The following is a 13,400-nucleotide window of genomic DNA, read 5'->3' on the forward strand; positions in this document are numbered from 1 at the left end:
AATTAAGGTTTGTATTTTCTTAAATCTTTTAATGGTAGCTATCAGTGGAATAAAGAAAATTAGCTATATAAATGCCAACATATGAAGAGAGTATTAACCTTATTGGCTGCCACGTGTATGGCAGTTTCTGCCTATGGACAGGCATATGAATTCCGTTATAACGGTGCTGCAGATGTTATCTTTTCCTATCCACCCCGCGGATCAGGGGGGAGGGCATTTGTGCATGATATGAGTAATGTGTTCACGATCAATTATGAAGGTGATTTTACGAACGGTGTTAAAATAGGAAACTCATTTTGGGTTGCCAATAACGGTACGCTGAATACGTTAAGTGACGCAGGCATAGGTACTTCGATAATAGAAAATAGTGAAGGCTGGAACAGGGTTAAAGCAAATAAGCATTTGCCAGAGGTGCCCTCGGCCAAACAGATCCAGGCTGACGGGCTCGATTTGGCTGAGATGAATTTACTATTGCTTAAAAAGGTGGAGGAAATGACTTTACAGCTTATTCAGATGAATAATGAAATGAAAAAACAATCGCAACAAATTGTCAAGCAAGACGGCGAAATTAAATCTTTAAAAGTTCTTTTAAGAGATTACTAACTATAAACCAACTCATTTATTACAATCAGAATTATATATGCATATGACTTTTTTTTACAGATGTGCTTTTTTTATGCTGCTTACTCAGCTGGTGAGTTTATCCATGCGGGCACAAACTGATCCATATAAAGTAAAACCTCAAATCGCTACACCCAATGTGGCCGCTTTTATGCGCTACGGTGAGTATAATGCTAATGTCAATACAGGAACTCCAGATATAAAGGTACCCTTATTTACTCTTCAGGCAGGATCGCTTTCCTACGGAATGGATATCGATTACAATGCTTCCGGAATTAAAGTCGCACAGACAGCTTCTTCGGTCGGCCTCGGCTGGTCGCTCAATTACGGTGGAATGATAAGTCGGACTGTGAAGGGGTTACCTGACGAATATGCAACTTCGGGCTACATTGATCTAGATAAAAGCTATGAGGAAAAATATTCTTACAATACAAATGAGCAAAAATATAAATATGCGGACTTGATTAATGACGGTGAACCCGATATTTTTAATTTTAGATTGCCAACTGGACAAGGCGGAAAATTTATTTATGACCAGAGCCGTAAGAAATTTATAAATGATTTTGACCCGGGGATTAAGATCGAATGGATTAATAAATCCGCTTATAGTTCAAGTTCTTTTGTGCTCACACTGACAAATGGTAACCGCTATTTTTTTGAACAACGGCAGATGTTTTTTGACGATGTAAATATCATGATTCCCGCTGTTTTGAGAAATTATATTCAAACTTGGTTTCTGTCCAAAATTGAAAGTATAAAAGGGGAAGTGATAGCATATCAATATGAAATGACCAGTGCGGCAGCAACCCTGCCTTCAGGAACGTCCGTACAGCCTGAATGGTTAATTCAGAAATCTTATCAACGGAAATATCTATATAGCATTGACGGTAGGGACGCGCAATTACCAAGAACTGTTACAGACGAAACGATATCTTATTATGCCAATGTGGAGCCTCGAATTAAACAGATTACGACAGCTTCCGGTAAAGTTGTATTCAATTATAACGTTGCAAGATATGACTTTCCGGGTCATCAACTCAATGGCATTGATGTTTATGATAATCAACAGATTATTAATAAAGTCATATTTTCTTATGATTATTTTACAGCGATTAACGCTAAACTTCAATATGACTATAGGTTAAAGCTTAATAGCTTGGCAATTGGTTTGACGGGTGAGCAGAATTATAACTTTAATTACGATTTATCCGTAGCGTTGCCACCAACCAATTCCACCCAACAGGATTATTGGGGGTTTTATAATGGGCGTGTAACTGATTATTTGCCCAAGGTGAAACCAATCTATTTGCCAGATGTCAATACAAACGATTTTGTCGGCAATTCAGATCGAAGTGTTAACCCCGATCTAATACAAGCGGGTATACTAAAGGAGATTGTCTACCCAAGTAGAGGAAAAACGCAGTTTACGTATGAGCCAAATTTTTATTTGGGCATTAGCAGCGAGTTAGTAAATGCAACATTTGCTAATTCACAAGTTTATGGAAAGGGAAAGAAAATTCCTGCTCGGGATACCATAGATTTTACGGTGAGTAATGATGTACTTCCAGGTACAGGTTATTTGAATATTTATTTCTCGCCTTTAAAACCTCCAAGCCCATATTATTCTCCCGCTGATATGCAGGAGGTTAAGCTAATTAATCTAACGACCAACACCACTGAGGCGATACAAAATAGAGTTGGCAGTTATTTGAATGCGGAGTCCTATAATATCCAGCTATATAATTTAAAGAAGGGGACAAGATACAGGTTGATAACTACTGTGATAGATGAGGTTGCTGTTCCAGCATCTTATGCTACCGCTACTGTGCTTGGAAACTATTATTCACCGATTCAGAAAAAAATTCTTTCAGATGGTTTAAGGATACAAAATATTAAAAATTACGATCATAATGGACAACTGATTAATCGAGATGAGTTTGCATACGGGGAAGGTAAAGTGTTGCGGGAACTTCCCGAAACTGAAGATAACCATTATTTTCAGAAATATATGATTGATTACAAGTGTTCCGATTTATTGGAATGTCAATGCTTTTATGAACGTAATTATCTCATTTATACTGGGAGACCTAATATCCTTGGTCCCGATATTACGGGAAAGAATCTCTATTATCAATATGTTGAAAAAATTCAATACAATGCGAATGGAGAACCTCAGGGGAAAGTAGGTTATTCAAGAAATGCTAACTTAAGCAACCCTTTTCAGTATCATTTCCCAAATGCACCATATGAAAAAGAATTTATTAATAATATTTCTTTTATAGGAAGTTCTCCATCTGAAACCTATTATAGATGGGAAAAAGAAAAAAGTGAATTTATTAAGCAAAGGCAAATTCTAAGGGAATACGATATTCGAAGCAACAAAATTCCAGTGATAAAGTTTTATAGAACAAAGATTTATACTAATCCAACATGTGCGTTCGCGAGAATTTCTTATGATTCTGATCTGTTTGGTTCGACTAGTTTTAATCAATATTTCCCAACCTATAAACTGTTGAAGGAGCAGTCAATTGACTATGACGCATCGGGAACCAATGTTATGAGTAACAATACCACGGAATATACTTACGATACGGAGTATGCTAGTACGATTGCTAAAACCTCGTATCAGAGCAATGATAAAATCAAAAAAGAATATTTCATATACCCCTATAATTATCTTCCAAACAATAATTTTCTTTCAAAACTCGTAGAAAAAAATTTGATTGAGAATCCAATTGAAGTTGTTTCAACTGTTGAGAATGGAGCAGTTAAACAAATTGTAGAAGGAAAATACTCTACTTATGATAATTTTTGCAGATTAAGTGCGGTCAGTAGCCTAGCAGGATTGAATCCGGCTATCAATACCAGTGATTATAAGTTTAGCAATCGTTTGAAAGGAGTTGTGCCTCCTGATGGTACAGTGACAGCTTTTCAACCAGACGATCGTTACGAAAAGAAAATTGAGTGTTTGAGCTATGATTCTTTTAATAATCTACGTGAGCTCTTGGAAAATGATAATTTAAGAACGGTGTATCTATGGGGCTACAATGGTCAATACCCAATTGCCGAAATCAGGAATGCAACTTACGCAGAAGTTGCACTTGTACTCACTCAAGCAGCGATCGATAACCTGAACAGCAGTCAGACCGAGGCCAGTATGGAGACCCTGATCAAGAATGCATCGGATAAGCTCCGTAATGATTCAAGATTAGCTAAGGCGATGGTGACGACTTATACCTATAAGCCACTGGTTGGCATGACGAGTAAGACGGATGCCCGTGGGATTACCGAGTATTATAAATACGACGGCATGCAGCGTCTGCAAGCGATCCTGGACCACCTCAACAATGTAAACAGATCCTTTGATTACCATTATCGTTCCAATTAAGCCTATCCAATCATGAAAAATAACTTTTTAATACTACTATCATTACTCGGAGCAGGGGCGCTACAAGGGCAGACGCTCGTGGACAACCTTACCCTGAGTTCCTATAGCAACCAGACGAATATTCAGGCCCTCAAGAGCATCACACTCCAGAATGGCTTTTATATCCCTGCCCCGGCGGCAGGGAAGACCATTACGATCAGCATCGCAGGGTTTCAGAATATTGTGAGCACTCCGACAGCAGGTCAAAATTATATATTGACCAAAACTTTCCGCAGTCCCGGCGTAACACTATCTACCCTGAATGCCCAACGGACGATCGGTGATGAGAATCAGAGCATCCAGTACTTTGACGGACTCGGCAGGCCGAGCCAGAGTGTCCAGCTAATGGCCAGTCCAACCTATAAAGACATTGTACAGCATATCGAGTATGATGGATTTGGAAGGGAGAGCGTCAAATATCTTCCCCACGTGAAGAATGTATCAGGAGACGGCAGCTTCAAGCCCACGGCCAAAACAGACCAGCAAGCGTATTATGCCACATCCAATACCTGGGATGCTGCTGTGACAAAGACCGCGAGTCCCTATGCAGTTACTGTTTTTGAGAACAGCCCGCTGAACCGTGTGCAGCAGCAGGGTGCCCCGGGTCTGCCCTGGCAACCTGGAATCAACCGCGATAACGTAACGGCGGGCACCAACGCGGGCCGTACGGTGGTGACCGATTATGGTACCAACGGTACCAACGATGTGCGGTTGTGGACCATCAACAGTACGGATAATGGTGCCACAGCAGGGTATTATACTGCCGGGAAACTCTATAAGACGGTGATCAAGGATGAGAACTGGGTGTCGGCAAACGGCAAGGGCGGTACCGTGGAGGAATATAAGGATTTCGAGGGGCGTGTTGTACTCAAGCGGGTGTGGGAAACGGACAGCAAGAAACTGGAAACGCAGTATGTGTACGACGACTTTGGAGACCTGCGGTATGTGATCCCACCGGGATTCCCTTCCACGACTACTACATTGACAGAGGCCACCAGCGGTGATTTCCATGAGCTGGTATATGCCTACCGGTATGATGGAAAGCGGAGACTGATCGAGAAGAAGATTCCCGGAAGGGGCTGGGATCACCTTGTTTATAACAAAAATGACCAGCTGCTGCAGGAACAGGATGCCGAGCTGCGGCAGACCAATAAATGGCGAGTGACCAAATATGATGCTTTTGGACGTGTGGTGGTGACGGGTATCCATCAGGGCAGCAATCCGAGGCAGGTGGAGCAGGATTACATCAACAACGAAACCGCGCTCTGGGAGACGCGCTTAGCCGGCCAGGCCAGCTACAGCAATGTGTCTTATCCCCGTGAGAACTTTACGGCGCGTACGGTGAACTATTACGATGACTACAGCTTTGAAAATGCGGGGCAGCTTCCATCAAAGAATATCACGGTGAGTACAAAGACCAAATCGCTGCTGACGGGTGTGCTTGTTTATAAAGAAGACGGTACGGCACCCCTACTGACAGTGAATTATTACGATGATTATGGACGTGTGATCCAGTCTGCCTCCAAGAACCACCTTGGCGGAACGGACTATGTGACCAATGAATACAATTTTCCAGGTCAGGTAGTCAAGAGCACCAGAGTTCATACGCCTTCCACCGGAGCGGTGGTGACTATTATCACGACCAATGAATATGACCATGTGGGCAGGCTGGTACAGACCAAGAAGAAAGTCAACGGGCAGGATGAGGTGATCCAGAGCAGGCTCGCCTACAACGAGATCGGTCAGCTGAAGACCAAGTCGCTGCACAGCGAGAACGGTGGCAGCAACTTTATGACCAATATCGGCTATGCCTACAATGAACGGGGCTGGCAGACCAAAGCAAGCTCGGCGCAGTTCACCTCGCAGCTGAACTATAATGTCAATGGTACCACGGTGCTTGCTAATGCCCAGTACAATGGCAATATCGCGCAGCAGCTGTGGGGTTACGCCGCTACGACGAACAGCACATTTACCTACGCTTACGATGCGCTGAACCGGTTGAAGAGCGGAGTAAGTACAGGTACGGTGATGAGTGAGGCACTGACCTACGATGATATGGGCAATATCAGAACCCTTATCCGTGATAATGGTACGGCGATTTCCTACAACTATAACAATACCAATAAGAGTAACAGGCTGGCCAGTCTTTCGGGAGGTCTGACGGGGACATTTAGCTATGACCTGAACGGAAATGCGACCAAGGACCGTACAGGAATGGCCCTAAGCTACAATTACCTGAACCTGCCCAAAACAGTGAGCGGTACAGGTAAGAGCATTGTCTATACCTACGATGCAGCTGGCGCTAAGCTGAACCGTAAATCTACTGTTGGCGGTATCACTACCGAGCAGGATTATATCGGCGGGATTGAATACAGCAAAGCTAGTGGAGCAAATCCATTGATCGAACGTATTGCAACAGAAGATGGCTTCCTGTTGAATAGTTCAGGAAATTATAGTTACTATTACAATCTGACAGATCATCTGGGCAATGTGCGTGTTGTACTGAAGAAGGATGGTACAGCCACAGCCCCTGTTGCCACTGTAATGCAGAAGCAGGATTACTATCCATTTGGAAAGACAAAATCTATTGTAACAAGTATCAATAATAAGTATCTTTATAATGGCAAGGAAATGCAGACTGACCTTAATGGTGGTGCGCATACCTTGGGAAGTTCTTATGTACTGGAAGGACAGCTGGATTACGGGGCGAGATTCTATGACGCTGAGATAGGGCGATGGAATGTGGTGGATCCGTTGGCGGAGGAATATGATAATCATTCGCCTTACAATTATGTTGGTGATAATCCGATTAAAAGAATTGATCCAAATGGTGAAGATTGGTGGGACATCATAAAGGGAGCAGCAGTTGCCGTTGCTGATAACATGACGCAAGGAGCACTTGATAATCGAAAAAGAACTTCATATAATAGTGCTTCCGATTATAATACAGGACAAGATGCAGGGGATATTATAAGCGCTGGAATTGGTGCTTTAATGACAATTGATGGAGCAAAGAATGTTGCTGTTGGCACAGTTGTCACTGTTGGATCTGGGGGAACAGCAAGTTTAGTAAGTGTACCAGCGGCAGCGGCAGGTTCTGCGGAAGTCGTTCTTGGAGTAAATACGCTGAGAAATTCGATGACGAATTTTGCTTCAAAGAAAGGCAGAGTTAGCGAACAAAAAAACGACTCAAGAACCGAGGAAAAGGTTGGTAGTGTAAATAAAACACCAAAAGGTAAAGGTTCGGTGGACCCAAGTCAGCGAGATCCAAAAAGAGCATTTACAAGAAAACAAACTGCTGAACAGTTAAAAAAACAAAATGGAAAATGTGCTGGATGTGGAGTAGAGAAAACCATTGATGAGGTAGATGGTCATCACAATACAAGACATGCAGATGGAGGAAAGACGGATGAAAGCAACATCTCATCAGTTTGTAAGTCCTGTCATATAAAGATACACAGATGAAAAAGCTAAGGAAAGAATTTTTAGAGACAATTGAGTTTAATATACGAAAATTTGGGTTTCATGTAACCATGGTAAATAGTGGTGTTGAACCACGATATGGATACAGTATTGGTTTGACAAGTTTATTTAACCTTGAATTGGTTTTTGCAGGTGGGTCTTACTTTTTTAAAGATGATTTAGATCGGATATTTGAAGCATTCTTTAATCATTTCAAAAAAGGAGGTAAGATTGATGAGCCTTTGGAAATAAGTGGTTTAGGTTTATTTACATTGATTCCAGTACATGCATCGTGGAATAAATTAATGATGTTAGGAATTTATGATTATTACAATATTGAGGTAGTAAATACATTTCAAATAATTCCTGACACAAATCACTATACAATGGATATTCCGAATATGGAAGTCAAATTTGACGGAAATCTAGAACCTGTTTGGAAGTGGCTGAATTATGAATGGGATTATTTTGCTCCCGCAAATTCTGTTGTCACTACTAATATGAAAGCTTTATTTGGAGAAACGATTACTGAAATTATGCGTTGGGAAAATACAGAATGGGAAATGTTTGCTGGTCCCGGACCAGATGTAGAAGAGGATGATATGCGAGTCGTATCTCTTGCGACTATTTTAGGGATTGATAATACTGTATTACCTTCTCTACATCTTCCTCTAGGAAAGGGATTATGGAGAACAGAAAAAGATGAAGATTGGAATTCTTGGGGCTAATTTGTATATAGTACGCCGCACAGGGACAAAATTTAATTTATCTTGCAATATTATGTTGTTGAAGTTTTTTAGCATAAAACAAAACGTTTGTAAAATTTTTATAACCTGAATGATGATTTTTTAAATTAAATGAATTATGTTAAATTATATCGCAGCAATTTGCTTAGTTTTCTTAGGTTTAATGCTTAAATATTCCTCTCAGGACGGTTATAGCCCATTAAAAAAATATTGGTTTTTATTTGTAATTGCGGGTGGGGCATCATTAATATATAAGTTATTTCAATTATTATAATGATGAATAGATAATTTATTGCTCTTAATTGTTAATGACCTAGTAATTCACGAATGGGTTGTGTCAGCTATTTTGATACAGCCCATTTTTTTGTAAGAAATGTTTCCGCTTCAACACAACACTTTTCGGTATCTCCCGCATACCGCTTACATACACCTTGTTTTCCTCCGATAGCCCAACTTGCAGCCATACTTTTGTCATACACATAAAAACAAAAGAATATGGCAAATCAATTTTTAATTAAGAACACGATGCAAGAGATGAGAGGTCTTTCTGCAGTTGAAATCGATGGACTAAAAGGAACTAACCCAATTTATGCGGGAGTAAAACTATTAGGCTACTATGAAAAAGGGGATACACCGGCTCCGATTATCTATTATTTAGCGCCAACAACCCCTGACCCCGGAATTGACGACGGCGGGAGTGTCATTGTTACCACAGTCGGGAGTAAACTGGTTCATCATTTCGATATAGTTTTCCCTGAATATTTTGGGGCAAAAGGAGATGGCCTGACAGATGATTCGACTGCTATTATTAATGCAAATCGATATGCCGTAAAAAGCAAATCAACAGTCTTTGAATTTCTTCCAAAAACGTATAGTATAGGGAAATTTTCAACGCCCAATAATGTACTATTTTTGATGATATCTAATCTTACCGTCAAAGGGAATGGGGCGACTTTGAAATTGCAGGATCATGTTTTGGATACTGCGGCGGCAAATGTAAAATTCATTTATGCAGACGGCCCCATTAATAATTTTAAAGTTTTCGATTTGACTTTAGACTTTAACGGAGTCAATAACTTTGTGCCGGGAGCGGTAATGAATTTTTGTATTGCTATTGGATGTTTTTTTAATAGTGACGGAATCACAATTTCGGGAAATACAATTCTAAATAATCCAGCGCGTCAAAGCCTTTTGTTTGGCGATGGAGTTCAGAGTAGGTTTGCAAATAATATTGTTATAACCAACAATGTCTTTAAGAATTTTGGAAATGGGATTAGTGGAAACAATGCCCAAACTGATCACTCTGTCATCTATTTGTGTGGGGAGAATCCGATGGTTACTAACAATAGTTTTATTAATGAAAGGGATTTTATAGCAGAAGGACTGATCCCAACCTCAACAGCGGTCGAATTGCATTCTTCAGCCTCCATAGTGACAGGTAATGTCATAAAGAATTTCAAACAGGCGTTTGTCATAGCCGCAATGAATGAAAGCCAAAAAAGTTCTATATATGCAAATAATGTATGTAATACTATCGGTAGGCTGGCAGAAATATGGTCAAGAAATAATAGCGTATTGGACGATATTTTGATTGCAGACAATATTGTCACTCAATCCTATTATTTTCCTCTTATTGATGCCTATACGAATACCCTTACTCCAGTAGGTAAGATTGTCATCGAAAATAATATTGTCGAAAATACAAGAGAGCGATCGTCGAGTCTTTCAAATCCCTCCTTTTACGTTAAGAACGTTAAAAATGTTATCATACAAAACAACCAGCTAAAGAAAATTCCAGGTGGCTTGGGTTTGTTTAATGGTAGTTCGGATATTGATATCACCGTTGATATTTCTAATAACTCCTTTACAGATTGTGGCAATACCGATCATACTGCCGCTTATATGTCACATCGTGGGTTTCTTTTCAATTTGGGTAAATTTAAAGAGGTGCGTTTCAATGGTAACAGTTTCTATAAAACCGAAATCAATAAGAGTTATATCGACTATATGTTTCAATCCGATTCCGCTGTTGATGTCTTACATGTCACAGAAAATATATCTCGGAATATCAATGACATTCAAGTCCACTCGACAGCAGAATATAGCGAAATTGTGATTAAACATGCTGGGAATTTAGATCCGAGAAATATTCATCTTAGGGCATCACTTGGAAGTACTATATCGGATATTTCCTCTAATGTCAAATGGGAGAAAATAGGAGGAAACCAGAGTTGGAACGGTTGGCGAAAAATTACGTATGCAGACAATGTGCCTACAAATGGAAATTATGTTGCCGGAGATCTAGTGTATAATAATTCAGTTACAGCTCCAAATTCTGAGTTAGGATGGATCTGTATAACCAGTGGTACTCCAGGCGTATGGAAAGCCATTTAGCTCTGTTGCGTTCACAAAGATATCCTCTTTACTAGGTGATTTTTTCTTCGAATCCTAAGCTTCCCTCAGTTCTACAGAGGGAAGTATTTTTGCTTAATGGTTTTTCATGCCGCCTCAAGCTTCCTCACAGACTTTTCGATATTTCACATATGCCGCTTACAAAGCACTAGTTTCCCTCTACTGTGTACAAAAAAACTATAAAGCCCGCTTTTCAAGAATAATGATATCTCCATCATTACTCATCTTCTGAAAACCCAATTTTTCAGCAAATTTCAGTGCTTTAAGATTCGTTATTTCAGTCTTTGCTACCAAAACATTTACCTGGTACTTTTCTTTTGCCAATGCTATCAACAACTCAAAAGCTGTAGACATTATTCCTTTTCCCCAATATTTGGGCAGCAGAGAACCACCAATCTCAATTTTCTTTTCTTCCTGATTCCAGTGGTGCAAGGCGCAGTCACCAATAATTATATGCTCATTTTCCACAGTTCGGATACTGTAGAGTTCCTCACAAAGAGATAAAATATGTTCTGTAAACTGTACCGGATTCGTATGCTCCTCATTGGTTGTCTGGTCCTGAATGGCTGATTCATCTTCAAAGTACAATCGGTAAAATGACTCAGAATCTTTTACAGACATTTCTTTCAATATGATATCTATACGGTCTCCGGCCGATTTCATGACCTCCATAAATTATAAATTTTATGTTTATTTATCAATAACTGCTGATCATTGACAGATCAATAGTTACTTGCAGCATATTGGTTCAAAGTTAATGATTTAAAAAAATAGTATTAACTTATCCTATGTGTGCTTGAATAGAAGACTGAGTGATGAATTACAACAAGAATTTTTCAATTCTGATAACTATTTTATAAAGATGATATTAAGAATTACACTGTTGATGTTTATAGTCGCCTTTTATGTTTCTGGGGTAAATGGACAGACAAAAGGGATGTTTTCTAAAGGTGCGAAAATCGTAATGCCCAATATTCAGGGGTATTTTGAGGAATGTGGGGTAAGCGGGACTATAGCTATTTATGATAATAGAAATGACATCTGGTTTGTATCCGATACATCGGATTCCAAGGTTGAAAGTGTACCTGCATCTACGTTTAAGGTTATCAATATGCTCATCGCGTTAGAGACAAATACAGTCAAAGATGAAAATGCTGTGGTGAAATGGCCGGGATCAACAGATACCATTAAATATGGTTATCGTCCAGATATCCACAGAGATATTTCAGTAAAAGAAGCTTTTCAGGTATCTGCAGGCTGGGCTTTTATTGAGCTTGCAAAGAAAATAGGCAGATCTACCTACCAAAAGTTTTTAGGAGAATCCGGCTATGGAAATGTCGATCTCAGTGAAAAAGGAGAAGATTTTTGGAATTTTGGAGCAATGGGTATTTCTCCTGTCAATCAGGTTGAATTTTTGAAACGATTATATGATGGGAATTTGCCTTTTTCTGAACGAAATATGAATATTGTCAAGAAGGTAATGATTACAGAGAAAGAAAAAGATTTTCTGATACGGTCAAAAACTGGATGGACAAAGGAACATAATACGAACATAGGGTGGTGGGTAGGATACCTTGAATCTGGTCAAAATGTGTATTTCTTCGCCACACGACTTATACAGGACCGTAAATTCAATAGATCAGATTTTTCCAGCTGTAGGAAGGAAATTACCAAAAAGGTATTTCGAGATCTTAAAATAATGCAATAAATTATAGTGTGATTGAAAGGGGTATTTTACGCGTCTTAATCCAATGTTGTATGATTGTTTGAACAAGTTGACAAAAGTTCAATCTTAAACAATATCCCAGTAATTATTGCGGCGATCGAATAATATATCGCCGACTCTATTGATTGCACTGTTAGTCCAACTGTCATTGTAATTCCAGCCAGTGTAATTAGTATTAAAGTCATTTTGATACAATTGACATTGAGTGTATTGTTCTTAAACCAGCAGAATGCCAATATATAACATACCAGTGTAGGAATGGAATAAAGCGAGCTATACCAAAACCAAAGTATCAAAAAGAGCATCGTCGTACCAATACCAGAAGAATTTAACGGGTTAGATCCCGGAGATATAGTCAAAAGTGTAGTACCCAATAGGAGAGTACCTATCCAGTGCTTAAAGATATAAGACCATTTTAGGCTATGTAACATAATTGGTGTCATTAGATCGAAAAGTAAAAAAAAGCGTCAAGTTTTTGGTAGTTATTAAAACTTCTCAAATCAACGTGGCTTACGGTTAATTATGCAAGCTTTTTCGCTAGGCTTTTTATCGTTTGGTCAAATATGCTCTACGAAAGTAATAATTTATCCTTAAAAAATGCGCTATAGATTTTAGATGATGACTTTTTGCAAATGCCCCATGCGGTAGTTAGTCATCAGTTTCCATTACATTGTCATCAAACCATTCATCATCCAGATACTTGTAAAGGTCATTTAAGTCCGCTACATTCCGACTTGTTTGAAAACAAGGGTGAAACCAAGCACAAAAATTCTCTTGGTCTTTTTCCTTATACCTGAAGTGTGTGAGCTTTTCGCTCAAATTTTTCATAACTGTTATTTGCTGCGAATGCCACAAATGCCTTTCGGAATGAAAATTATGAATAGCCGTCAACTTTTGAACAACATTTTTAAACAAATTAACAACAGTAATTCTAATTAATCTTACGACCTTTGATTTAGATCGAAGCCCAAAGCCGGTTAACATTTAGCCAAAGCGGGCATCTAGC

General features: G+C 39.3%; 8 protein-coding genes. 6 read left to right on the top strand and 2 right to left on the bottom strand.

Features of this window, described 5'->3' with window-relative positions:
- Positions 1–81 precede the first annotated feature (81 nt).
- The 5 genes from AAH582_RS10335 (at position 82) to AAH582_RS10355 (ending at position 10,650) form a co-directional block, all read left to right on the top strand.
- Entirely contained in the window at positions 82–603 is a 522-nt protein-coding gene (locus tag AAH582_RS10335) for a hypothetical protein (protein WP_343322065.1), read from the top strand.
- A 73-nt stretch (positions 604–676) separates the two neighbouring features.
- Positions 677–4,009 (top strand): hypothetical protein, encoded by a 3,333-nt coding sequence (locus AAH582_RS10340; RefSeq protein ID WP_343322066.1) that lies wholly within the window; start codon positions 677–679, stop codon positions 4,007–4,009.
- A 12-nt stretch (positions 4,010–4,021) separates the two neighbouring features.
- The gene (locus tag AAH582_RS10345; protein ID WP_343322067.1) at positions 4,022–7,513 is read left to right on the top strand and encodes a DUF6443 domain-containing protein; all 3,492 of its coding nucleotides are present in this window, start codon (positions 4,022–4,024) and stop codon (positions 7,511–7,513) included.
- Complete coding sequence (locus AAH582_RS10350) at positions 7,510–8,238, top strand: DUF4262 domain-containing protein (RefSeq protein WP_343322068.1); 729 nt, start codon at positions 7,510–7,512, stop codon at positions 8,236–8,238. The genes AAH582_RS10345 and AAH582_RS10350 overlap by 4 nt, the downstream gene beginning before the upstream one ends.
- A 513-nt stretch (positions 8,239–8,751) precedes the next feature.
- Positions 8,752–10,650: a hypothetical protein gene (locus tag AAH582_RS10355; protein ID WP_343322069.1), complete on the top strand. Its 1,899-nt coding sequence runs from the start codon at positions 8,752–8,754 to the stop codon at positions 10,648–10,650.
- Between the two features lie 195 nt (positions 10,651–10,845).
- On the opposite strand, the gene AAH582_RS10360 is transcribed toward AAH582_RS10355, so the two are convergent.
- Positions 10,846–11,340: a GNAT family N-acetyltransferase gene (locus AAH582_RS10360; protein ID WP_343322070.1), complete on the bottom strand. Its 495-nt coding sequence runs from the start codon at positions 11,338–11,340 to the stop codon at positions 10,846–10,848.
- 190 nt (positions 11,341–11,530) lie between these two features.
- Here AAH582_RS10360 and AAH582_RS10365 point away from each other — a divergent pair, with 190 nt between their 5' ends.
- Entirely contained in the window at positions 11,531–12,376 is an 846-nt protein-coding gene (locus AAH582_RS10365) for a penicillin-binding transpeptidase domain-containing protein (protein WP_343322071.1), read from the top strand.
- A 666-nt stretch (positions 12,377–13,042) separates the two neighbouring features.
- Here the strand turns inward: AAH582_RS10365 and AAH582_RS10370 are convergent.
- Entirely contained in the window at positions 13,043–13,222 is a 180-nt protein-coding gene (locus AAH582_RS10370) for a hypothetical protein (RefSeq protein ID WP_343322072.1), read from the bottom strand.
- Positions 13,223–13,400: the final 178 nt, after the last annotated feature.

It is taken from the genome of Sphingobacterium multivorum (assembly GCF_039511225.1).
In the GTDB taxonomy this organism is placed as follows: Bacteria; Bacteroidota; Bacteroidia; order Sphingobacteriales; family Sphingobacteriaceae; genus Sphingobacterium.